The sequence below is a fragment of the Vibrio sp. SCSIO 43009 genome (assembly GCF_023716525.1).
Taxonomy (GTDB): Bacteria; Pseudomonadota; Gammaproteobacteria; order Enterobacterales; family Vibrionaceae; genus Vibrio; species Vibrio alginolyticus.
The window spans coordinates 1,893,217-1,917,025 of the sequence record NZ_CP071842.1; the positions used below are offsets into that span (position 1 = coordinate 1,893,217).

General features: G+C 44.7%; 24 protein-coding genes. 13 read left to right on the forward strand and 11 right to left on the reverse strand.

Annotation, left to right across the window (positions count from 1 at the left end):
* Nucleotides 1–6 precede the first annotated feature (6 nt).
* The 5 genes from J4N43_RS08890 to J4N43_RS08910 all read left to right on the forward strand — a co-directional run bounded on the left by J4N43_RS08890 (nucleotide 7) and on the right by J4N43_RS08910 (nucleotide 5,506).
* A complete protein-coding gene (locus tag J4N43_RS08890; RefSeq protein WP_158159811.1) occupies nucleotides 7–1,539 on the forward strand; it encodes an aldehyde dehydrogenase (NADP(+)) in 1,533 nt (510 codons plus the stop codon).
* 152 nt (nucleotides 1,540–1,691) lie between these two features.
* Nucleotides 1,692–2,366 (forward strand): GntR family transcriptional regulator, encoded by a 675-nt coding sequence (locus tag J4N43_RS08895; RefSeq protein WP_005377862.1) that lies wholly within the window; start codon nucleotides 1,692–1,694, stop codon nucleotides 2,364–2,366.
* A 30-nt stretch (nucleotides 2,367–2,396) separates the two neighbouring features.
* Nucleotides 2,397–3,161, forward strand: coding sequence for a hypothetical protein (locus J4N43_RS08900; protein WP_033905155.1), 765 nt, complete (start codon nucleotides 2,397–2,399; stop codon nucleotides 3,159–3,161).
* 358 nt (nucleotides 3,162–3,519) lie between these two features.
* Nucleotides 3,520–5,115, forward strand: a complete 1,596-nt coding sequence (locus tag J4N43_RS08905; protein ID WP_158159636.1) for a S41 family peptidase — start codon at nucleotides 3,520–3,522, stop codon at nucleotides 5,113–5,115.
* A gap of 70 nt (nucleotides 5,116–5,185) precedes the next feature.
* Nucleotides 5,186–5,506, forward strand: a complete 321-nt coding sequence (locus J4N43_RS08910) for a hypothetical protein (protein ID WP_158159635.1) — start codon at nucleotides 5,186–5,188, stop codon at nucleotides 5,504–5,506.
* Between the two features lie 72 nt (nucleotides 5,507–5,578).
* On the opposite strand, the gene rlmF is transcribed toward J4N43_RS08910, so the two are convergent.
* Nucleotides 5,579–6,706 carry a 23S rRNA (adenine(1618)-N(6))-methyltransferase RlmF gene (gene rlmF, locus J4N43_RS08915; protein ID WP_252094106.1) on the reverse strand — a complete coding sequence of 376 codons (1,128 nt, stop codon included), beginning with the start codon at nucleotides 6,704–6,706 and terminating at the stop codon, nucleotides 5,579–5,581.
* On the reverse strand, nucleotides 6,693–7,208 hold the full coding sequence (locus tag J4N43_RS08920; protein WP_158159634.1) for a M48 metallopeptidase family protein: 516 nt from the start codon (nucleotides 7,206–7,208) through the stop codon (nucleotides 6,693–6,695). The genes rlmF and J4N43_RS08920 overlap by 14 nt, the downstream gene beginning before the upstream one ends.
* A 138-nt stretch (nucleotides 7,209–7,346) precedes the next feature.
* On the opposite strand from J4N43_RS08920, the gene J4N43_RS08925 reads away from it, so the two are divergent.
* On the forward strand, nucleotides 7,347–7,577 hold the full coding sequence (locus J4N43_RS08925) for a glutaredoxin family protein (protein WP_005377871.1): 231 nt from the start codon (nucleotides 7,347–7,349) through the stop codon (nucleotides 7,575–7,577).
* Nucleotides 7,578–7,604: 27 nt separating this feature from the next.
* Here the strand turns inward: J4N43_RS08925 and J4N43_RS08930 are convergent, their stop codons facing one another.
* Nucleotides 7,605–8,474, reverse strand: a complete 870-nt coding sequence (locus J4N43_RS08930; RefSeq protein ID WP_025766764.1) for a LysR family transcriptional regulator — start codon at nucleotides 8,472–8,474, stop codon at nucleotides 7,605–7,607.
* Nucleotides 8,475–8,580: 106 nt separating this feature from the next.
* Here J4N43_RS08930 and J4N43_RS08935 point away from each other — a divergent pair, with 106 nt between their 5' ends.
* The 3 genes from J4N43_RS08935 to J4N43_RS08945 all read left to right on the forward strand — a co-directional run bounded on the left by J4N43_RS08935 (nucleotide 8,581) and on the right by J4N43_RS08945 (nucleotide 11,151).
* On the forward strand, nucleotides 8,581–9,804 hold the full coding sequence (locus J4N43_RS08935; RefSeq protein ID WP_158159633.1) for an MFS transporter: 1,224 nt from the start codon (nucleotides 8,581–8,583) through the stop codon (nucleotides 9,802–9,804).
* An 89-nt stretch (nucleotides 9,805–9,893) separates the two neighbouring features.
* Nucleotides 9,894–10,466: a DUF1415 domain-containing protein gene (locus J4N43_RS08940; RefSeq protein ID WP_115385896.1), complete on the forward strand. Its 573-nt coding sequence runs from the start codon at nucleotides 9,894–9,896 to the stop codon at nucleotides 10,464–10,466.
* Between the two features lie 109 nt (nucleotides 10,467–10,575).
* Entirely contained in the window at nucleotides 10,576–11,151 is a 576-nt protein-coding gene (locus tag J4N43_RS08945; RefSeq protein ID WP_252094107.1) for a nucleoside triphosphate pyrophosphohydrolase family protein, read from the forward strand.
* 70 nt (nucleotides 11,152–11,221) lie between these two features.
* Here the strand turns inward: J4N43_RS08945 and btuD are convergent, their stop codons facing one another.
* The 8 genes from btuD to cobT all read right to left on the reverse strand — a co-directional run bounded on the left by btuD (nucleotide 11,222) and on the right by cobT (nucleotide 19,287).
* Nucleotides 11,222–11,989, reverse strand: coding sequence for a vitamin B12 ABC transporter ATP-binding protein BtuD (gene btuD, locus J4N43_RS08950; RefSeq protein ID WP_082245220.1), 768 nt, complete (start codon nucleotides 11,987–11,989; stop codon nucleotides 11,222–11,224).
* Nucleotides 11,976–12,971, reverse strand: coding sequence for a vitamin B12 ABC transporter permease BtuC (btuC, locus tag J4N43_RS08955; protein ID WP_005377877.1), 996 nt, complete (start codon nucleotides 12,969–12,971; stop codon nucleotides 11,976–11,978). The genes btuD and btuC overlap by 14 nt, the downstream gene beginning before the upstream one ends.
* Nucleotides 12,972–13,053: 82 nt before the next feature.
* Nucleotides 13,054–14,082, reverse strand: coding sequence for a succinylglutamate desuccinylase (locus J4N43_RS08960; protein WP_005377878.1), 1,029 nt, complete (start codon nucleotides 14,080–14,082; stop codon nucleotides 13,054–13,056).
* A 274-nt stretch (nucleotides 14,083–14,356) separates the two neighbouring features.
* Nucleotides 14,357–16,153: a M3 family oligoendopeptidase gene (locus J4N43_RS08965; protein WP_158159631.1), complete on the reverse strand. Its 1,797-nt coding sequence runs from the start codon at nucleotides 16,151–16,153 to the stop codon at nucleotides 14,357–14,359.
* A gap of 128 nt (nucleotides 16,154–16,281) precedes the next feature.
* Nucleotides 16,282–16,896 (reverse strand): alpha-ribazole phosphatase, encoded by a 615-nt coding sequence (gene cobC / locus J4N43_RS08970; protein ID WP_158159630.1) that lies wholly within the window; start codon nucleotides 16,894–16,896, stop codon nucleotides 16,282–16,284.
* A gap of 11 nt (nucleotides 16,897–16,907) precedes the next feature.
* Nucleotides 16,908–17,441: a bifunctional adenosylcobinamide kinase/adenosylcobinamide-phosphate guanylyltransferase gene (cobU, locus tag J4N43_RS08975; protein WP_065274411.1), complete on the reverse strand. Its 534-nt coding sequence runs from the start codon at nucleotides 17,439–17,441 to the stop codon at nucleotides 16,908–16,910.
* The gene (locus J4N43_RS08980) at nucleotides 17,438–18,214 is read right to left on the reverse strand and encodes an adenosylcobinamide-GDP ribazoletransferase (RefSeq protein ID WP_158159810.1); all 777 of its coding nucleotides are present in this window, start codon (nucleotides 18,212–18,214) and stop codon (nucleotides 17,438–17,440) included. The genes cobU and J4N43_RS08980 overlap by 4 nt, the downstream gene beginning before the upstream one ends.
* 29 nt (nucleotides 18,215–18,243) lie before the next feature.
* Nucleotides 18,244–19,287: a nicotinate-nucleotide--dimethylbenzimidazole phosphoribosyltransferase gene (gene cobT, locus J4N43_RS08985; protein ID WP_005377883.1), complete on the reverse strand. Its 1,044-nt coding sequence runs from the start codon at nucleotides 19,285–19,287 to the stop codon at nucleotides 18,244–18,246.
* A gap of 248 nt (nucleotides 19,288–19,535) precedes the next feature.
* Between cobT and J4N43_RS08990 the strand changes: the two genes are divergently transcribed.
* The 4 genes from J4N43_RS08990 to J4N43_RS09005 all read left to right on the forward strand — a co-directional run bounded on the left by J4N43_RS08990 (nucleotide 19,536) and on the right by J4N43_RS09005 (nucleotide 23,808).
* Entirely contained in the window at nucleotides 19,536–20,225 is a 690-nt protein-coding gene (locus J4N43_RS08990; RefSeq protein WP_053350419.1) for an NAD(P)H-binding protein, read from the forward strand.
* Between the two features lie 200 nt (nucleotides 20,226–20,425).
* On the forward strand, nucleotides 20,426–21,799 hold the full coding sequence (locus tag J4N43_RS08995) for an L-cystine transporter (protein WP_053350420.1): 1,374 nt from the start codon (nucleotides 20,426–20,428) through the stop codon (nucleotides 21,797–21,799).
* A gap of 157 nt (nucleotides 21,800–21,956) precedes the next feature.
* Nucleotides 21,957–23,378 carry an exodeoxyribonuclease I gene (gene sbcB, locus J4N43_RS09000; RefSeq protein WP_017820876.1) on the forward strand — a complete coding sequence of 474 codons (1,422 nt, stop codon included), beginning with the start codon at nucleotides 21,957–21,959 and terminating at the stop codon, nucleotides 23,376–23,378.
* A 55-nt stretch (nucleotides 23,379–23,433) separates the two neighbouring features.
* On the forward strand, nucleotides 23,434–23,808 hold the full coding sequence (locus tag J4N43_RS09005; RefSeq protein ID WP_005397786.1) for a CidA/LrgA family protein: 375 nt from the start codon (nucleotides 23,434–23,436) through the stop codon (nucleotides 23,806–23,808).
* The last annotated feature ends 1 nt before the right edge of the window (nucleotide 23,809 follow it).

Sequence of the window (23,809 nt, forward strand, 5' to 3'; positions counted from 1 at the left end):
AGAATGATGACCCCACAAGAACCAACCACTTTTTACGCAGTCAACGCCTTTACTGGTGAGCCTCTACCTATTGCGTTTCCGGTACATGGAGAGCAAGAAGTTAATCAAGCCGCCTCAGCCGCCCAAAACGTTGCGCGTGAGTTTCGCCAACTAAGTAATGCAAAGCGATCGAGCTTACTTTGCTCTATCGCCTCTGAATTGGAAGTGAAGAGTGAAGAAATCGTTGCTCGTGCTCATTTAGAAACTGCCCTTCCCGAAGCACGTTTAAGCGGTGAAATAGGACGTACCGCCAACCAATTACGACTATTTGCCGAGGTTGTGAGCTCGGGTAATCACTATCAAGCAATCTTCGATACGCCAAACCCAGACCGCCAACCACTGCCAAAACCAGATATTCGTCGTCAGCAAATAGCAATTGGCCCTGTCGCCGTGTTTGGTGCGTCTAATTTTCCGCTCGCATTTTCTACTGCAGGAGGTGATACGGCTTCGGCACTGGCTGCTGGCTGCCCTGTGATTGTAAAAGGCCATACCGCCCACCCTGGCACCAGTCAACTTGTTGCTGAGTGTATTGAGGCTGCACTTGAGAAAGAGTGCTTACCGCAAGCCATCTTCACGCTATTGCAAGGTAACAAACGTGCACTTGGCCAAGCACTCGTTACCCATCCAAAAATTAAAGGGGTTGGGTTTACAGGTTCAGTCGGTGGTGGCCGTGCGCTGTTCAATCTAGCCCAGCAAAGACCAGAGCCAATCCCCTTCTATGGCGAACTAGGGGCGATTAATCCAACATTTATTCTCCCTTCAGCCATACGGGCAAACGCATCATTGGCTGAAGAATTTGTGGCTTCTATGACTTTGGGCTGTGGACAATTTTGTACAAAACCAGGCGTTGTATTTGTCTTGAATTGCCCAGAAACGCAAGCCTTTATCGAAACCGCTCAAGGGTTAATTCGACAACAATCAACGGCCACTTTGCTAACGCAAGGAATCCGAGAAACATATGAATCCGAAGTGGATAAGCGAACTTCCGAAACAGGCATTAACGTCACTCGTTCTGAACAAGCAGAAGCGACCAATGTCTCACCAGCACTGTTCGTGACGGACAGTAAAAACTGGCGTAAAAACCCACAATGGGAGGAAGAAATATTTGGTCCTCAATCGTTAATCGTAATCTGTGAAGATTTCGATGACATGTTGAAACTGAGTGATTCACTGACTGGCTCGCTCACCGCAACCCTTCACGCTACCGCTGAAGACGAAGAACAAGCCAAGCAACTGCTTCCAAGTTTGGAAGAAATCGCCGGACGCCTTGTATTCAACGGTTGGCCAACTGGCGTCGAGGTTGGTTACGCTATGGTTCATGGTGGACCATATCCGGCTTCAACCAATTCTGCCTCAACATCTGTCGGTGCGGAGGCTATTCATCGTTGGTTGCGTCCGGTCTCTTATCAAGCTTTGCCAGAATCTTTATTGCCGGATTCATTAAAAGCGTCGAACCCACTGGGTATCCAACGCGCCATAGATGGCAGTGTGTCCCAATAAGATCAACAAATGGCTCAAAAAGGCATCAACTGATGCCTTTTATTTCACTCTACTTCTCAAAACCTTCTTTCCTAGTTGGTTTGTGCCAGAAAAACAATAAACTACTAAAGTAAAATGGATTGGATACAATATTAATTTCACGGGAGACTTCAATGTCACAGAAACCTGTTTTTAAAACGCGCACTCAGCTCGTTGAGGAAGCAATTCGAACTCAGATCTTGAAGGGCGAGTTAAAAACTGGTCAACCTTTACGTCAAGATGCGTTAGCAAAAGAGTTTAATGTTAGCCGAATTCCTGTGCGTGAAGCGTTAGTTCAATTGGAAGCACAAGGACTCGTTAGCTTTGAACCTCACAAAGGTGCGACGGTCACTGAGCTATCTCCAGAGAAAATCAATGAGCTATTTGAACTGCGCGCTGTCGTGGAATGCCACATTTTAGAGCGCGCGATTCAAAATATGACAGACGCTGACCTTGAACGCGCGCGCGAAGTTCGTGAACGTTTCGAGTCAGTAGTGAACAGTGGTGACGAAGTAGAAGAATGGAGCAACTACAACTACGAGTTCCACAAAGCCCTATATGCGCCAGCCAACATGCCTGAAACTATGGACGTCATTTACAACCTGAACACAAAGTGTGACCGATACATACGCATGCAGCTATTGTTTACTACAGGCATTAAAAAGGCAGAAGAAGAGCACTTAAGCTTGTTTGAAATGTGCCAAAATCGCGATATCGAAGGCGCCAAGTACCTGCTGAAAAAACACATTCTAGAAGCGGGCACAGCGATTCGAAACCTGCTGCTTGAAAGGCAAAATATCAGCCAGTAAACGGAATAACGAATAAGGTGATATTCAAGGATGAATGTTGGACCAAAGTTTTTACTTGCAGCGCTACGACAAAAGATTAAAGAAGAAGGGCTTTGCTACAATTCCTTGTCAGAGAAAAGTGGCATCCCTTTATCTAGTATTAAACGCCACCTACATAATCCAGCTTTAGGTTTGGATAAAGTACTTATTTATCTGAACTACCTGAATACCGATCTCATCGAACTCGCAACCTTAGCCAACGAGCTTCAGCACCAAAACGAGCAAATGCTAACAGATGAAGAGAGCGCCCTTTTCGTTGAGCATCCTTATTTACTTGATTTTATTTATATGCTGACTTCTCGTGATATTAAACCGCAAGAGATAGCCCAAACTTACGGACTTTCTGATACAAGCTTACGATTCTATTTGCGTATCGCGGAAATTCTAGGATATGTCGAAAACTTCGGAGACGGCTTGTTTTACCGTTCTGGTCGTCGATTTATTATGGAAGAAGGTACGGCATTAGACACCTTATTCAAAGAGCGATTTCAACAAGATTCGCTTTCTCATGATATCAACCCAGGCGTATGTATAGGTCGCATTAGGCTCACCGAAGAGCAGAAAGTGCAAATAGAGGACGAGCTTTGTAATAAATTAGCGAAACTTAACGCAGTTAACACTTCCAACAATGAAGGTGAACTAACAAATATATTAATGCGCTGTACTCCTGGTTCTCAGATATTTTTCGCTGATGATTTACCTAACATTGACGGAAGCCTATTAAAGCACGTCGCTCAACTCACTAAATTAAGTTAAAGCATCAGACAAATAAATCAAACAAACCCCTGATAACATCATATATCCCTACCAAACTATTGATTCAAAGCGTTTCCTGAATCTAATTCTGATTTAGCAAGCATCGCTTAGTCAACTAAGAACTTGTCTTAATTTCACACTTATTAATTGTCTTGTTAGATCTTTTGAAATAGACAGAAAACTTAAGTAATGACTCATTTAGCTTAAGGATAAAAGACAACTTTTTTACGTTATTTACCTCACACTATTTAACTATAAATTTGCAGACGAACAAATTAAATTAATACATTCACCTAGCTAATAAAAACAAAAGCAAAACACATAATTATAATTCTATTATTTATAAGGACATAGAAAAGTGAAATTTAAGTATTCTTTAGCAACGGCAGTCACTCTCGCATTATTACAAGGCTGTGGCGGTGGCGGCGGTGATAGCTCATCACCTACTCCGTCCACTAGCAGTGCAAACGGTCCAACGTGGAAAGTTCATGATTTTAGCCAACCGTCGAAAACGTTTATCAACCAATGTGAAACGCCCCGCGTCGGACTGGACCCATATGACAACTATGCCGCCTATCCAGATAAATTGGGCTCTGCATTACACGAAAAACTCTTTTTAAGAGCTTTTACTAACGAAACGTATCTATGGTATGACGAGGTTCCTGATAATAATCCAGCAAACTACAAAACTGTTACTGATTACTTCAATACGCTGGTCACCTCTGCTACTACCGCGACGGGTAAACCAAAAGATCGCTTCCATTTTACCGTCCCTTATGAGGATGATATGAAATCATCGCAATCCGGTTTAGTTGCTGGATTTGGTTTTAACTGGGCATTCCTACGTGGCGTACAACCTCGAGACGTTCGTATTTCCTACACTGAAGAAGCCTCGCCAGCTGATAGAAGCGGCATTGCTCGTGGTGATAAGCTTCTGAAAATCAATAATATTGATGTGGTTAATACCGGTAGTCAGTCCGACATTGATTTTATTAACAAAACGCTCTTTAACCCTGACATCAATCAAGATTACACCTTCACATTTGAGAGTGTTGGCGGTCTAGAGAAAACCGTGACGCTTACCGCCTCTGATGTCATGACCTCTCCAGTTAAAAATGCCAAAGTGATTACACAAAATGGTATGCGGATCGGCTATCTGCAATACAACTCCTTTGAACCAAGCGCTCAAGCCCCGCTTATTGAGGCGTTCAGTACGCTCTCAGCAGAGAATGTTGACGAGATCGTCGTTGATTTACGTTACAACGGCGGTGGCTTAGTCCTTCAGTCCTCGCAAGTAGGCTACATGCTAAGCGGTGCTGGTCAGAACCGAGTCTTCAGTGAGTTGATTCACAATGACAAAGTGATGCGTACCATTAAAGATGGGGATAACATCTATCGCTTTACGAATCTAGCAATAGACTGGGCAGCACAGAAATATTCGGATCAAGTGCTTCCGACACTGAACAAAAAGCGCGTATATGTGCTGACTTCAGGAGGCACGGCTTCCTCAAGTGAACTGCTAATCAACGCTTTGCGCGGCATTGATGTTGAGGTTATCCAAATAGGCTCAACAACCACAGGTAAACCGTATGGGTTCTCACCAGAACAAAACTGCGGCACTATGTACTACACTATTCAGTTCAAGTCGGCGAACGAGAAAAAATTTGGCGACTTCGCTGATGGTTTTATTCCTACTCCAAAGAGCCAAATCAATACCGAGCTAGGCTTAAACAATAGAGTGGAAGGTTGCTGGGTCAATGACGACCTAACAAAACCATTAGGCGATCCGTCTGAAGGTATGCTTTCTGCGGCGCTAAACTACATGGAAACAGGAGCCTGTCCGCCAGTATCCCCTTCAAGTTTCAACGCCATGCCGCGTAACATTTCATCTCCGGAGTTAAGCGATCTTCGCTCTCCGCTACGAACAGAGGCAATTCATGTTGAGATCAACTAACTTTTTACGAATGCTGATTCGGGTTGCGCTTTTCCTAGGCACTTCAATTTCTTTGATAGGATGTCAAGCTATGTCACAAGAACCCGTTGAAGCATTGAGTAAAAAGAACTCTCCAGAAACAGTCATAGAAATTCAAAACGCGATCGCAGAAATCCAAGGGACACCAGCACCTAGAATCGCAAATAACGTATTTGAATCTTCACCGCATTTGTTGATTGAAAAAGGACGAGTAAAAGGGAACAACAATCAACTGTTGGATGGCAGCTATACGGATCTTCCAGACCAATATACGTTGCAGATAAGAGGTGAAACCTGTGGCTTGTACTACGCCAAAACAGATACCTTTGTCACTCTCACTTCACTAGATTGTGAGCCCATCATTAAGTTTTAGATCTCCCAGAAAGAGAAGCCCGCTGATATCAGCGGGCTTCCTACTTTATTGTTCAGTGTGAAATGGTCAACGTTACTTTAGTTCAATCCATGCTTTGCGCTGTTGCTTATCCATGTATGACCAAGCTACAAAGCGGCTCACTTTCTGCCCTTGACTCATTTCAACCACACGAATGGCTTTCACACCCAATTTTTCAAGCTGCTTGCGCATCGGACGAACGTTGTCTTTTTTGGATATAAGGGTTGTAAACCACAAGACCTGCGCGGCAAAAGCTTGGCTTTCATTCGCCATTTTTCGGATAAACGCCGCTTCTCCACCTTCACACCACAATTCAGCGTTTTGACCGCCAAAATTCAACGCGGGCTTACTTGTCTTTACTTGTGCGGTTTGAGGTTTTAGCCCTTTCTTACGCTGGTTTGCTTTTAGATTATCGATTTTACGCTGGCTGCCCATAGCGGCATCTTCCGCCGAACGGTGGAATGGCGGATTACATGTCGTCACATCATAACGATCATTCGGTTGAATGATACCTCGATAAATATTGGCATCATTGTGTTGCTGTATCAGTGCAATTTTTCCCGTCAAAACACGATTGTGCTCTACGATCGTTTGAGCCGATTGGATAGATTTTGGATCGACATCGCTGCCCGTATAGTGCCAACCGTATTTTGTTACACCAACAATCGGATAAATACAGTTTGCTCCCACGCCAATGTCCAACGCTTTCACTTTTTGGTGCGCGTACTGACCTTTTACTTCACCATCAAGTAGTTCTGCCACTCGGTGAATGTAATCAGCGCGGCCCGGAATCGGTGGGCAAAGGTAGGTGTCGGGAATGTCCCAGAACTCGATACCATAATACGCAGCAAGCAATGCTTTATTGAGAATTTTAACAGCGTCAGGATCAGAGAAGTTTATGGAGTCTTCCCCTTTCGGGTTTTTGATAACGAATGGCTTTAACTGTGGTTCACTTTCCACGAGTTTTTTAAAATCGTAACGACCTCGATGAACATTACGCTCATGCAAACCATTCTTCGCTATTTTTATGAACTCGACTTCGCTCTTTCCCGCAGGCTGCGAGGATTTGCGCGCAACTTTGTCTTTAACACGCTTCGGCTTGGCTTTATTCGCGTCTTTATTCTGACCCGCCATTGAAGCCTTAGGCTTTGCTTGCTTCGCGTTGTGATTATTGTTCTTCATTCAAATTCGCTTTTAAATCGAGGTAAATCATAAACAAACGAGCATCAAATTCGAGTTGATGATACTCAGGCTCCATATAGCAACATAGCTGATAAAACGCCTTGTCGTGGTTTTTCTCACGAGTATGCGCCAACTCATGTACCACCAGCATTCTTAATAGTGGCTCGGGCGCATCCTTAAATACATTGGCAATGCGAATCTCGTTTTTCGACTTCAGCTTACCGCCATGGTTTCTACTGATTACACTGTGCAAGCCAAGCGCGTTGTTTACCGCGTGAATTTTCTTATCGTAGACAACTTTACTGATTGACGCGGCTTTCTTCATGTAGCGGTTTTTGATTGCCATGGCGTACTCATAGAGCGCCCTTTCGCTTTTGATTTGGTGCCTATCGGGATAACGTTTTTCGAACCAAGGAACAAACTTGCCACTCGCTATCAATGAGCTCACCTGCTCTACGATGTTTTGTGGGTAGCCTTGAATGTATCGAAGTGACGGATGCATAGAGTTAACGTCTGTTATGACAAAATAAAGGCGCTCAATATACCTGAGATAAAGGACAGTTTCACCTTAGCTTTCGCCTTTCATTTATGACGAAAGGCCGTTAAACTTCGCCTCCCAATGATAATGGAGAGAAATTCAATGAAACGTGTCGTTCTTTACGTCAAAGATAAATGCCCTCACTGCAAAGATGCTCAACGTTATCTGGATTCGAAAAATATTAACTATCGTTTGTGCAATGCTAAGATGCAACGCGGTCGCAAAGAACTTGATGCGCTTGGTGCTCGTTCAGTGCCTGTTTTAAAAATTGGTGATCGGGTAATGATTGGCTGGAACCCAAAGAACTTCGAGAAGATGTACAAAGGCGACTAGTGCTCGGACGATGAATCTGCGCTGCATTTAAACGTAGCGCTTGATAAAGTCGATAAACGTTCGATCTGCTATTGATAAGTACCCCTGCTTGCGCCAAGCAAGTGCCAGATCCAGCGTAACGGGTGGTTCAAACGGTAGGCCAACAACGCCCGACTCATGTTGAGTCACCAATTCCAGTAACGCGGTAATCGCAAACTCTTGTTTCACAATACTCAAAATCAAAGGCAGTAAGTTGGTCTCGAATGATGACTTCATGGTAAACCCATGCTCCTCACTCACCTGATCCAAAAATTCACGGTGAAAATAGCCATGCTGAAACATAACCAAATCGTGTTCAAAGAACTCATCAAAAGTAAGAGCGTCTCGCTGGGCTAACTCATGCTCAGGTGAAACAACTGCGACCATTTGGCTAGTAAACAAATGGTCAGTTTCTAGATCATCAGGCACATTATCACAACTGATCACACCGATATCGAGTTGACCATTGAGCAGCATACGACGAATCGATTGAGTCCCAGCTTCGACCAAGGTCAATTTTAACTCAGGGAACTGGCTTTTAAACGCCATCACAATTCGTGGAAAGAAATAACTGCCCATCATTGATGGCGTTCCTAGTCTTACTTCGCCTTTCGCTAAACCTTTCAACTCATCAATCGCGAGCTGCGCGTCGTGCAACTGTTGAATCACCCGCTTAGCATGCACAAGTAACGTTTCGCCCTCTTTCGTTAAGCTGATTTTTTTATCATCACGGCGAAATAGGGTAACGCCCAAAGACTGCTCAAACTTTTTGATAGAAATGCTTAATGCGGGCTGGGCAATATGCAGGGCTTTCGCCGCATGGGTAATGTTTCCATGTTCAGCGACCGCCAGAAAATGTTTAAGTTGTTTCGATTCCATTAGATCAAAAATATATGGTGTCCATATTTTTAATATATTTTTTTAATTTACAACGAACTGATAGATTGATCACAGTCTCTCCATTTGCTCACATTAGGCAGGATTCATGGTCAGTTTTGGCACACCGGAATACAAACGCATTACGCTCTCGCTAGCGCTTGGTTCCTTCTTGGTTTTTTCAAATTTATACCTACTACAGCCAATGCTGCCCACTTTTGCCCAAATTTTCACGATCTCAGAAACGCAAGTGAACTGGTTATTTGCGGCCTCAACACTCGCTCTCTCTTTTAGCCTCGTTCCAATGGCTGTGTTGTCAGAATCAGTGGGACGAAAGCCAGTCATGATGGCTGGTCTGTTTTCGATTCCTACCCTTTCCGCTTTGATGCTGTTTGGTGACTCATTTCTGTTTTTGGTGGTATGTCGAGCACTGATCGGTGTCGCGCTCGCAGCTTTTGCTGCGGTCGCCGTGGCTTACATGGCAGAAGAACTCGACAAGCACGCCTTCTCGATGGCAATTGGAACGTACATTGCGGCTAACTCATTAGGCGGCATTGCAGGGCGTATTAGCGGCGGCTTATTGGCGGACAATTTCAGTGTTGATGTCGCCATTGAAGTTATGATGGTGTTCACTCTTCTTGGTGTCATTGGCGTTCACTATTTATTGCCAACACAGCGCAACTTCACCCCGTCATCAAGCTGCTTGCGCCATCAAAATCGTGCGCTTATTGGTCATTTTAAAAACCAACGCGTGTGGTTCGCGATGCTGATAGGAGGACTCAACTTTGCTTTGTTCGTCAACCTTTACTCCGTCATGGGGTTCCGTCTGGTGAGTGAACCTCACAATGTGCCCGTCGGGTTGGCCTCACTGATCTTTATTTGTTACTTGGGAGGAACTTTCTCCTCTCGTTGCGCAGGCCACTGGAGTAAACGTTATTCATCAATCCTCGGCATGTTCTTGGGCGCGATAGTGAGCATGACGGGGATGTGGATTGCGGCGGTTGAAAGCTTGACTGCAATGCTATTTGGGTTGTTGCTGATAAGTTTTGGTGCCTTCTTTACTCATACCCTCGCCTACGGTTGGGTCGGTCAGAACGCCACTCGCGCCAAAGCCACCGCGACAGCGCTCTACTTAGTACACTACTATGTAGGCGGTAGTTTGGGAGGATTCTTACTTCTTTATTGTTGGCAACATGGTGGTTGGTCGAGTGTTCTTATGGGGGGAAGCGCAGTCTACCTAGCAATGTTTGCTGCAATTGCGTATCTGAAACACATTGCCGAAAGAAAGCACACTGACCAAACACCTGACGCGGCTAGTTTAAAGAGTAGCTAAGGTACGCTCATTTGCGTAATACCTCTCTGGTTACTTGGATAACCAACTCTGCTATGCTTGCGCTACTTTAATAAAAACCAGAAAGTCGTATGTCAACGCGTTCAACACAAAACACAGATATCGAAGCGATCACTCAACAGGTCGATCAATGGCTCAACGATGTAGTAATCGGTCTCAACCTTTGTCCGTTTGCTGCCAAGCCGCAACGTAATAAACAAATCAAAATCTTTGTTAGTGAAGCGACTCAAGAAGAAACGCTTCTTGAAGATATTTTATTGCAACTGATTGAGCTGAGTAACACAGAGCCCGAACAACTTGAGACCACGTTGGTTGTGGTTCCCAACATGCTACAAGATTTCTGGGACTACAACTTTTGCATAGATTGGGTTGAAGGATTAATTAAGCAGCAAAACTGGGAAGGTATTTTCCAAGTAGCGACTTTCCATCCTGATTACTGTTTTGGCGGCGCAAGGCCTGAAGACGACGAAAACCTGACCAATCGTTCTCCTTACCCGATCTTCCATTTGATTCGCGAAGAGAGTATGGAAAAGGTACTAAAACACTATCCTGATCCTGAATCCATTCCCGATACAAACATCGCTCGTGTTTCCTCCCTTTCAGAGGAAGAACGTAAAAAGCTGTTCCCTTACCTATTTCGTTAAGCACCACCATTCCCAAAGGCAGATTTATCACCAGTTAGATGCAATGCCCTTGGGGTTCAAAGTGCGGTTTGGTATCATTGCCGCTTCAATCGATTCAATGGAAATTAGAATGCAACTGTCAAAGCTAACCCAAGAGATTTTTGATCACTTATACCGTGATATCACCGAGTTCCGTAGTACGTTCGACTTACCAGTCGCAGACGCTGCAAGCCTTGATACGCAAGCAGACACACTACACACCTCTTTGGCGATCGAAGAGCTAACAGAGCTAACAGAAGCAGATTGTAAAACTGAGCAAGCAGATGCCATCGTAGACAGCGTGTATGTATTAATGGGCCGTCTCGTTCATCTTGGCCACAGCAAAGTAGAAGACAACCTGGCGATCAGCTACTTAATCGATCTTCTATTAAACGTTGCAGTAAACCGTGGTATTGAATTTATTCCTTGCTGGGATGAAGTGCATTCAAGCAACATGAGCAAAGTATGCCGTAACGAGCAAGAGTACTCAGAAACAGAAGCATTCTACGCGGAACAAGGCATCAAGTTGATGGCGGTGCAGAAAGGTGAATACATCATCGCGAAATGCGCCGAAGATTTCGTATCGGAAGGTAAAACCATTCGTAAAGGCAAAGTACTCAAATCTGTTTACTACCGCCCAGCAGATCTAAAACCGTTAACTCAATAAGCGTTGAGTTTGGCTATCTCGATTAAAAAAAACGACCTCAAGTAGGTCGTTTTTTTATTGTCCCTAAATACTAATCAAAGATTAAATAAGGTTGCTCATCTACGATGACCTTTTTGACTTGAGTATTGAACACTTCCCCGAGAGCTTCTTCCGTTAGCACAGTATCGGCATTTCCTGATGAGTGCAGCACACCGTTGTTAAGCAGCAATACTTTATCTGCGTGCTTTAATGTGCGATTGAGATCGTGATTAGCAACTAATACTCCAATTCCCTGCGCCGCCATAGCGTTAATCAATTGATAGAGCAGACCCTCTTGCGCAATATCTAACGGTGCTGCTGGCTCATCCAAAATTAAAAACTGCGAAAAAGGATTAATGGTACGCCACACCTGCAAACATACACCTGCTAATCGGACACGCTGCCACTCACCACCGGATAATGTTTGAATACTGCGATGAAGCTTATCTTGCAGTTGTACCAGCTCCACCACCATATTGACGGCATCACGCACTTTGATATCCGCAATCTCAGCACCACTTGGCAGAGATAAAGCGAGATACTGAAACACATCAACATTAAACGCTGGGCGCGATTGCTGACACAAATAACCTCGAACATGAGCTTGCTCTGACAACGGTAAAGTAAGCAAGTTTTTGTTGCCAACGTACACTTCACCACTCATACCCTCTCGGTGACTTAACGTACCAGAAATCGCAGCCAATAAAGTACTCTTACCGGAACCATTAGGCCCAACGACATGTACGATTTCGCCAGCTTTGCACTCAAAAGAAAGAGGCAATAATCGACTACCAACCGACATATGTTTAACGTGCATCATGACTCTTCACCAGCATCCAGATGAAAATAGGTGCGCCAATCGATGTTGTCATGACACCTAAAGGTAACTCTGCGGAGTCCAATAACAGTCTTGCGCCGATGTCAGCAAATACAAGCAACGCAGCACCAGATATTGCAGAAAGTGGCAATAAATAACGGTTTTCCGTACCAAAAGCCAAACGCAACAAGTGCGGCACCACCAAACCAACAAAACTGATGATGCCACCCAAAGCGACTGAACTCCCCACCAAAACAGAAATGGCGAGGATCAGTTTCCAACGCATTTGATGCACATCGACACCCAATTGGGTCGCATGAATCTCACCCAGCATCAATCTATCAAGCGACTTGCCTTTACAACATAACCAGATGAGCACCGGTAACATCACCAAGGTAACGGTATGTTGATACCAACTCGCACCGCCAATACTGCCCATTAACCAATACATCAGTTGGCGTAAGCTAAGATCATCACTAAAGTAAAAAGCCCACGTCACAATCGCGCTCGATAAAATACCCAATGCGACCCCAACCAAAAGCAATCGAGCCGTCGTCAGGTGCATTGCCCTTGCTATCGCCACCAAAACAAACGTGAAGACCATCGAGCCTGCAATCGCTGCCAACATAAAAACAATCGGGGTAGGAAGAACAGGTGACGCGAACATGATTAAGACCATTGCTAAGCTTGCACCACCAGATATACCGAGCACGCCAGGTTCAGCCAACACGTTCCCAAGCAACACTTGTAACGTCGCGCCAGATACCGCTAACGCAGCACCAATAATTGCCGCAGACACTAACCTCGGTAAACGCAAGTCCACCAATAACTTCTGTTCAAATGCAGATAAGGATTGAAAAGGAGAAAGGAAAATTTCTCCGACCATCAAGTGAATGGCAGAGAGTACAGCGAGCACGATCGACATAACCATCAGGTTACGTTGCCAGCGTCGTTCCTTGTTCAGGATAAGTTGTTGAAAATCCATAGCGGCCGATAAAAACAAACGAGGCTTAACCTTACAGTTAAGCCTCGGTAAATTGCAATTAACTTCTCAAAGCAATGTTGGATTAATCGTAAACCAACTCACCCTCTTCAAAACGGGTTTTCACTTCACAAACCATCAGAGCTGCACGTTGACCTATTGCGACGTGGCGGTTCGGGAAGACAATCGCTTCGTTTTCATTCTTCGCCATTAATGGTTTGTCGCCATCATGACCAAACACTTCGCCGTGAACAAATGAGGTGAAGTTTTCAACATTGTCGTCGAACATAAAGTCAAAGTCTTCGTTCAAACGAACGATTGTGCGACTTACGCGATACTTAATGCATGGTTTTGGTAAGTGTTCTGGCTTCGTTTCCGCAATCAAATTACGTAAAGACAAATCAAACGCGGTCAGTTTATCGAGGTCATTTTCACCGATACGAGCCACACGGCCAAGCTCCATTGTGAGAGCCTGCGCACCAAAATTCTCGGCACTGTACCAGCTAAACGTGCTCGATGGTGAGTTTGACAGGAGCACTGCTTCAATGTGTGCACTGTCCAAGAAATCGATCAATGCCTTGCTGCGCACAGGATGACGAGTCTTAGGACTTACTGCAAACGTATAGTGCTTCGAGCCTCTAATCGCGCAGTGTAAATCAAGGTGCCAGCGTGTTGTCGGGTCGGTATCCTGATAAAAATCTCGAACAAGCAGCTTAAGCGTATCGGCGATAACAAGCTCTTTTGTCTGTTTGTGTTCTTTTTCGTCAAACAGACGGTTGAGATTTTCTTCGAGGAATCGCGTGTGCGCCAGAGTGGATTCTGGGTGAGCGATAATGAACAGACAACGGGTATCGACCGTCTGGAACCCAGATTCTATGTCTTGAATAATGGAATCCACCAGCTCCATCGGTGCGGTTTCATCTCCGTGAACCCCACAAGAGATGATGATGTTCTTCGTATCCTGAGTATAATTCGCAGGGATTACTTCTAATACACCACGCTGATAGAGTTTAAGTTTTACACCGTTAGAAAGCACCTGCTCCGCTGGTGCAACATCAATATGAACATCTAACGTGTCAGTTAAAAACGATTGGCGAAAGAGAGACTTCGTCATGCGTTACTCCTTAATAGCACGGCGGATATGTTAATAAATTGTACAAAGGATTTTTGTTGCTGCGATCTCACTTATGAGTAGAAATCACTATTTCCCTCGAAAATCCGATGCCTTTTCGCGCCAGGCACTCAAATCAAGCATTGAGGCGTTTAATTTTCAAACAATTACAAAGTGTTAGGGCTGTGAACTTTACCACAGCCCTGATTAAGATCATTATGATTTGATCAAATTTTTGTAGCTATAAAGCAGATTATGCATCAACACTGCGAAAAACTTAGCCGCGCTGTGCGAGCAAACGCTCAAACTCATCGACTTTTTCACGCACTAGCTCAACACTCTGCTGCCAAAACGTTGGCTGGGTTAAATCCATCGACAGATGCTTTTCGACGACATCTTCCGCCATCATGCAGCCAGTATCGCGCAGCAAATTGATGTAATCGGTGTAAAACGCTTCGCCTTTGGTTTCTCGCTGTGCATAGATACCCTTGCTAAACAAGAAACCAAATAGGTATGGGTAGTTATAAAAGCTCACGCTATCAATAGAAAAGTGCAGCTTGCTTGCCCAGAAGTACGGATCCGGTTCGCTCATTACGTCGCCATACCATTCTTTCCAAGTTTCTGACATCAACTCACAGAATTCATCTGCGGTTAACTCTCCATCCTGGCGGCGTTCATAGAACGATTTTTCAAACTCGTAGCGAACCGGAATGTTGATCATTAAAGCTAGCGCAGATGACAACTCTTCCCACAACATTTCGAGCTTTTCATCAACGCTCTCCGCTTTCGAAATCAAATGATCACGAACGATGTTTTCTGCAAAGATAGAGGCGGTTTCTGCTAACGTCATTGGGTAGTAAGTTTGGCAAAGTGGCAAATCACGAATAACCCAGTTATGGAACGCATGGCCAAGTTCATGTGCCAGAGTCATAAGGTCTGAACGGCTGCCACTCCAAGTCATAAACACAAGTGGTGTTCGCGTTGCTGGCAGTTTGGTGCAGTATGCGCCAAGACGCTTGTTAGCATTTGGCGCGGCATCAATCCAACCATTTTGTACCATCAAACGGACAAACTCCGACATCTCAGGGTTTACTGTTTCAAATGCTTCACAAATAACATCAATCGCTTCATCAAAGTCGTAAACCTTCGCTTCACCGCTCAAAGCAGGCATAGCGGCCAGATGATTCCAAGGTTTCATCTCATCCAGACCATGTACTTGCGCCATCAATAAACCTGCTTTCTGACCAATAGTTCGACTGTCTTTGGCTACTGTCATCATCGCATTTAAAGTTTCAGCTTGGATTCGGCTACCATGCAAACTCAGCTCTAGGAAGTGAACTTCACGCTTCGTAGAACGCTTTTTGTTTTCAGTTAAGCGCCATCCTGCTAACGCATTCAAAATCGCAGCGAATGATTCTTGGTGCGTTTGCATTGCATCTTGTACGCCACGCCACGCGGCTTCTTGACGCTCGAATTCAGAACCATAAAGAATGCTTGCCGCTTGAGAAAACCCAAGCTCTTCACTATTACCATCTGTGTACTCAAGCTTCACTTTCAATGAGCCAGTCAGGTTATCGTATAGGTTACCCCAAGCCGATTTGCCATCCACACTCATCGCAGCCAGTAACTGTTCTTCTGCGTTGCTAAGACGAGTATCCGCCAACTTTCTAGAATTCAAGATAGAAAAAGCTTGCCCACTGATATCAGGATTTTCATGGTCTAACACGCGCAAGATAAACTCTTCGTCGGCATGAGTTAATGTCAAATCAAAGGGACTGAACGCTTGGGAAAGCTCCGAAAAGATGCGGGTCATTTTACCAAGTAACGATTTCGCTTCGGCGTTTGTTGCATCAACAGAAGCATAACAACTCGCAAAATTTGCAACTGTACCCGCTAAACGACTCGCAGCTTCATTGGTCAAAATCGCATTTTGCATGATCTCTACGTTGCCACAATCTACTGATTGTTTATTCAAAAGATCAATACATTGTTCCACCAGAGCAATATCGTCTTGAATTCGTGGGTCAGAAAGGTCGTTATAAACGATGGACAAATCCCAACTCGGCGTTGTCATTTCTATATTTCCTTTTTATGTAACTGAGTCAATTTTCGCTTCCTGCACCTAGCAGATGGGCTTCCACTGACATCTTCCGTGACTATGCCCGTAAGCAATATCGTTCTGGGCATTTTAATATTTATAAGTTAACGAGTTAAAAGAGGTACGCCAATCGAACGCACCGAGGCGTAAATTTGCTCATCTATGGTAATTGTTATATGCGTGACAGAAGCGTTTCCTATCGACAACGTCGAATACCACCTTGGATTACGCCAATCTAACTCCAATACATGAGCAAGAATCATACGAATGACGCCACCATGCGTGACGATAAGGAGATTGTCATTGATATCGTTGATGATTTGAGACCAAACGCGACATATGCGCTCAGAAAATGTGCTTAAGCTCTCAGCATTCGGCAACGTATGTTGTGCTGGCGATTGCCAAAAAGCATCTAGCTTTTTCCACTGCTCAGTGAGCAGATCAAAAGGCATACCATCAAAATCACCAAATGCCATCTCTTGTAAAGATTCATCCGTCATTACTGGTAATAATTGCTGTTCAGCAATGATGTTTGCCAGTTCTTGACAGCGTGAAAGTGGAGAAGAAATTATTCCACCCACACCTCGTCCACTCTCAGCCCAAGCCCGAGCAATACTCTCTTGATCAGCAGGCGTAACTTTTACATCTGTTTGGCCATGGAGTCCTGGTGGAGCCTCTACTTTTCCATGACGCACAAGATAGATATTGAGTGTTTTCATTTTGTTCCATCCTACTCTTTAAGAACCAACGGCAAACCAGCAGCAACAAAGGTAACGCGATGGCAAACACTGGCTAGTTTTTGATTCATCCGTCCTGCATTATCCACAAAATAACGACTAACCGCCCCCAAAGGTACAATGCCCATTCCAACCTCGTTAGAGACGAATATTAACGTCGCATCTGAGCCACGTACCACCTGTATAAGCTTTTCAATTTCTGCTTCTAGCTTCTCATTGGAACATTCATCACCTAACTCAAATATCCAATTGTTGAGCCACAAGGTTAAACAGTCGATCAATACAACATCGGTGATAGCGAAATTTGTCAGTAACTCAGATAAATGAAGGGGGCATTCATGCTCTTGCCACTCGCCCCCGCGTTGCTTTTGATGATGCGCTATTCGCTCTCGCATTTCTTGGTCAAATGGCAGCGCGGTTGCAACATAGTGTAATGATCGATGAGAAGCGACCGATAATTGCTTAGCTGTTTTTTCTGCCAAATGCGACTTCCCAGAGCGCGCGCCACCGAGTATCAATTGCTTCATGAGGAGTGATACAACCCAATCATAGTGAGATAAATAAGCAGTTCCGACAACTGTTGCGCTGCGCCAAGGCAATCCCCCGTAAAGCCGCCAATTCTCTTGGTTAACCAACGTTTGAACATCAAACGAAATACCACGAGAACAAGCGATATCAAGATCGCATCCGCGAAACCAAGCACAAGCAATGTTACGCCACCAGTAAACAACAAAATGGAGACTTCTAGAGAAGACTGGCGACTTGCTAGCGGTTTACTTTTCGACGTATCACTGTCACTGACATAAGGCATGTCATAAATAAGCGTCGCTGCTAGTGCTCGGCTTGCGGTGTAAGCGACGACAATGACCAACCAAAAGTGCGGCAAGTTAGCCAGTTCACTCCAAAAAACATACTTAGCCAATAACGCCATAATGAGAGTGGCGGCACCATAAGTGCCAATACGACTGTCTTTCATAATAGAGAGGCGTCGCTCTACGGTCATGCCACCGCCAATGCCATCCGCCATATCGGTCAAGCCGTCTTCGTGAAAAGCCCCAGTTAACAATAAGCTAAACACCATCGTTAATACTATGGCAACCGACTCTGGGAAAAAAATTGAGGTGAGCGAGAATACCAAAGCGCAAAGTGCTCCAAGCACGAGACCAACTAACGCGAAGTAACGGCCTGCCTGATTCATGCGTTCTTCACTGTAAGGCAACGCTTGGGGCACGGGTAAGCGGCTAAAAAAACTGGTAGCTAATAGAAATAACTCCCACTGGTATCTTAACGATGACGGCATGACTTTCTCAGAATTATCAGGGACTGACACTATACTGTAACTCCTGCACTCTCGAAGCTCGCCATTTTGTTGTAAAACTGAGCGGCAGCTTTTAACAAGGGTAAGGCAAGAGCGGCTCCTGTTCCCTCCCCTAGCCGTAAACCAAGGTCGAGCAGAGGTTCTGCTTTAAGATGTTCCAATACAAATTTATGTCCATTTTCTTCAGAGCGATGGGCAAACAACATGTATTCACGCGTTTCTTCGTCTAACAACGTCGCAATATAAGCCGCTACCGATACGATAAACCCATCCACTAAAACTGGAGTTTTAAGCCGCTTGGCTTCTAAAAAAGCGCCCACCATTTGTACGATTTCAAAACCCCCAACCTGTGCGAGAATCGCTTTGGTATCAAGACCTCGACATCGGTTTACCCCCTGTGCTACCAGTTTATATTTGCGGCTCAACTGCTGTTGATTGATTCCGGTGCCAACGCCAACACAATAATCAATATCTAATGAGCTCAGCGCCGATAACAGTGCTGAGGCCGAACTGGTATTACCGATGCCCATCTCGCCGAACATTAAGAGGTTTGAACCATGCAAAATGGTATGCTCAGCAATCTTCGCACCATATTCTAAACCTAACGCCACTTGTTCTGGGGACATCGCGGATTGTTTAGAAAAATTAGCCGTACCGTTACCCAACCGTTGTTCAACCAAGTTGGGATGGGATTTAAATTCTGGAACCAGCACATCAATAGGAGCCAACATGCCGCAATCTATTACTTTGAGTTGAATGCCATTAATGTCGCAAAAACAGTTGATGGCTGCGCCGCCAGCGAGAAAGTTAGCCACCATTTGCTGAGTGACTTCGCTTGGCGCAATGCTCACACCCTCCTCTGCCACGCCGTGATCTCCAGCAAATACCAGCATGCTCGGTTTGCAGATAGCGATGGAATCAACTGGCTGAGGTTTATTCTGACTTTGAATAAGAGCTAACTGCAGTGCCACCTTTTCCAATAAGCCTAAAGAACCGACGGGTTTGGTTTTGTTATCTATGCGTGCTTGTATCTCCGCAGCAAAAGAGTCATCCATTTTTTACGTTCCTTTGATGTTGTCTGGGTGAGAGGTGTTCTGTTGTTCAAGAGGTCTTGTTCAGCGACAGTTTTTGCGCGCCCACTATTGTATGCACTTGCATCCAATTGGGGCAGCGCTAATCAAGTTTATCTCAGGATAGTCTGCCGAGTTCGCAGAGCGTCTCACCTTTCTTGCACGAGATTATAAGTAACTCGTTGAAATCCGCTACAATAGCTTAGACTATGTTCCCATATAGGAGAAAAGATATGGATAACAACACCTGCGCAATCATCGCCGGTGCAACTGGCTTAGTAGGCTCAAAAGTCATTGCAAACCTCATAAATCAATCAGGTGTTGGAACATTATATTATCTTTCTCGCCGCCCACTCGATGGCGTCCTAGATGTGGACAACAAGCTTATTCCTCTCATTGATGCAGACCTTTCTATCCACCAATGGGATGAGAACCAACCAACACCAACCATCGGCTTTATCTGTTTAGGCACGACCCTTAAGCAAGCAGGCAGTAAGGATAATTTGCGTAGAGTAGATGTTGATCTGGTGTGCAAAGTCGCCCAACAAATGAAAACAATCGGAGTCAAACGCCTTGCGGTTGTTTCTAGCCTCGGTGCAAATAGTAAATCGCCATCCCATTACTTAGCTTGTAAAGGACAAATGGAACAACGAATCGAAGCTATGGATTTTGAGGAAATCGTATTTGTTCGCCCAGGCCCGCTTGTTGGTCAACGTCAAAACCCAAGAATGGACGAGAAGTTAGTACAAACTCTGTTTAAGGTAATTCGCCCACTTATGCTTGGCAAACTGTCCAACTTTTTACCTATTCGAGCAGAAGATGTCGCCAAAGCGATGATTTATCAACTTTTCAGTTATCAAGAAGACTCGGTGGTTTACTTACAAAGGAAAGAAATGCGTGACTTACTGCATCACTACGAATAACCATTTTGTACAATTAACGTGCTAATTCACGCTCTCACGCGACTTAGATCTCGTTTTTATATTCATTTTAGATCTAGCTAATACCCGTTTGTCATTTTTAAAGTTATATCACGAGCGTTATCTTACGCTCCATAAATAAATCCGTATAAAACCCCGTATAAAAAACAACCGCCACTTCGGCTGGTTGATAAGGTCAAATTATGAATTTTGCAGTGATAGCCTCTCTAGCCGTCTTTGTTGGAATATTGTTCTTTCTATTTAATCAACAACAAAAGAAACACACTCTTTCACGTCTCGTTTTGATCGGTCTTGTTACCGGTTCTCTTTTTGGTCTTGCTTTGCAACTCATTCACGGTGAAGGTAACAGCGCAATTGCTCAAACACTTGAATGGGTAGGCATTGTAGGCAGTGGCTACGTTGGTCTACTGAAAATGGTCATCATGCCACTGGTGTTGGTATCGATGATCTCTGCAGTTGTTAAATTGGAGAAAGGTGGATCATTAGGTAAAATTTCTGGCCTGACCATCTCTGTTCTTCTAGTAACGACTGCAATTGCTGCACTTATCGGTATCTTGGTGACAACGACATTTGGCCTTTCAGCAGAAGGTTTAACTGAAGGCGCGCGTGAAACCGCTCGTATCGCCGTTTTAGAAAGCCGTGCCAGTACAGTAAGTGACCTAACTATTCCTCAAATGCTAGTTAGCTTCATTCCAACCAACCCATTTGCTGATCTAACAGGTGCTCGCTCGACATCAATTATCGCTGTTGTGATTTTCGGCGTGTTAACTGGTATCGCCGCTCGTAAAGTGATGATGGAAAAAGCAGAGTTGGAATCACCGATTCGTACTTTCGTAGAAGCTGCTCAATCTATCGTTATGCGATTAGTGAAGATGATCATGGCCCTAACGCCATACGGCATCGCAGCACTGATGGCAAAAGTGGTAGCGACATCAAGCGCAGGCGACATCCTAAACCTACTTGGCTTTATTGTGGCGTCTTATGTTGCTATCGCACTGATGTTTGTTGTTCATGGCGTATTGGTCTCTTTTGTTGGCGTTAGCCCTGCGGAATACTTTAAGAAAATCTGGCCTGTACTGACCTTCGCGTTTACATCCCGTAGCTCAGCAGCAACAATTCCACTAAACGTAGAAGCGCAAATCACCAAGCTTAACGTACCACCAGCGATTGCAAACCTATCAGCATCGTTTGGTGCCACTATCGGCCAAAACGGCTGTGCGGGTATCTATCCTGCAATGCTTGCAGTGATGGTAGCTCCAACAATGGGTATCAACCCACTTGATCTACACTTTATCCTGTCATTGATTGCGATTATCACCATCAGCTCATTTGGTATTGCAGGTGTCGGCGGCGGTGCGACGTTTGCAGCCTTGATTGTTCTTCCTGCAATGGGCTTACCTGTGACCATCGCGGCACTGCTTATCTCTATTGAACCACTGATTGACATGGCACGTACCGCACTAAACGTTTCAGGCTCAATGACTGCGGGTACAATTGCTAGCCGAGTGCTGAAGTCACCAGAAAGTGAAGCAACATTGGAAGAAACACGAGCATAGAACTCAAATTCCTTCCAAAGCGATAAAACGTAAAATATCAAGCCGATGGTTCGCCATCGGCTTTTTTCATTTTCAAAAATTCAACTTGCATCTTTCGTTGCTAGTCAAGGCGTTGAATGGTCTAATACTGTCATCGGTTTTGTAAACGGTAAGCAGAATGCACCAAGATAATCAGCCCACTTTTTTCTTCTTTGATTATGAGACATGGGGAACCAACCCCGCGAAAGATCGCCCAAGCCAGTTTGCTGGTGTTCGTACAGATGAAAACTTTAATATCATCGGCGAGCCTTTAGTCATGTACTGTCAACCACCGGCTGATTATCTTCCGTCTCCTGAAGCTGCGCTTATTACTGGTATTACTCCGCAAAAAACGGTTCAAGAAGGCCTTTCTGAGCCAGAGTTTATCGCTAAGATTCACACTGAACTCGCGAGACCAAATACCACCAGTTTAGGCTACAACAGCATTCGCTTTGATGACGAAGTGACCCGTTATACTTGTTATCGCAACTTTATCGATCCATACGCATGGAGTTGGCAAAACGGTAACTCACGTTGGGATTTACTCGATGTACTACGCGCGTGCCATGCCCTTCGCCCAGAAGGCGTAGAATGGCCAGAAAACGAAGATGGCTTCACTAGCTTTAAATTAGAACACTTGTCTGTGGCTAACGGCATAGAACATAGTAACGCGCACGATGCCATGGCAGATGTGGTTGCGACTATCGAAATGGCAAAGAAAGTAAAAGCAGCGCAACCAAAATTGTTTGATTACTTTTTTTCTATGCGCCAAAAGCGCAAGCTCAATGATTTAGTCGACATCGTCAACATGACACCGTTGATGCACGTTTCAGGCATGCTAGGGCGCGAATGTCAGTACACTAGCTGGATTGTGCCTGTTGCTTGGCATCCAACCAATAATAACGCCGTTATCACCATCGATTTAGCGAAAGACCCTCAACCTATTCTTGAGCTATCCGCAGAAGAGCTGCACGAAAGACTCTACACGAAGCGCGAAGATCTTGGTGAATTGCTACCAGTGCCAGTTAAACTAGTTCATTTGAACAAATGCCCTATTCTCGCCCCTGCAAAAACGTTAACGGCTGAAAATGCAGAGTCTATTGGCATTGATCGCCAACAATGTCTCGCCAATCTCGCTTTGTTGCGCCAACATCCTGAAATTAGAGAAAAGCTGATTAGCCTCTTTTCCGTCGAGCGTAAATTCGATAAAAGTGATGACGTCGATACACAGCTTTACGACGGGTTCTTTTCTCCGGCTGATCGCGCAGCTATGGATATCATTCGAGAAACCGACCCGAATAATCTTGCTGCATTAGACATTGAATTTGATGACAAGCGTATTAAACCTCTATTGTTCCGCTATCGTGCGCGTAACTTCCCAGGCACATTAGACGAGCAAGAACAAAGACGCTGGGCACTACACTGTCGAGAAGTGTTTGAAAGCCAAATTGAAGAGTACATGCTGAATTTAGAAAACTTAGTTCACGAACATGAAAGTGACGAAAAGAAGATTGCGATATTAAAATCCGTGTACCGTTATGTAGAGAGCTTAGCTTCCTAACTCCTCCTAATACAAGCGCACCTTATGGTGTGCTTGTTGTTTATATACTGTCAAAATGATTAAAGAACGATTCTTACAACTGATCCAACTGCTCATTTCAATCTTCCTCATCATGGGAGCACTTGGCATCGGAATTACCATTCAAAAGTTCACTGGCGTTTCCGTTCCAGGAAGTGTCATCGGTATGCTCGTACTGTTTTTCTCCATGACTCTTGGGCTTGTAAAAGTCGACTGGGTCAAACCGGGCGCCACGCTATTTATCCGCTATATGATCTTATTGTTCGTTCCTATTAGCGTGGGATTAATGCAACATTTCGATATGCTACTCGCTAATGCCCTCCCTATCATTGCTAGCGCAGTTGGAGGCTCACTCATTGTACTAGTCAGCCTCGCTTGGCTGCTGGACTACTTGTTAAAGGAGAAGCACTGAT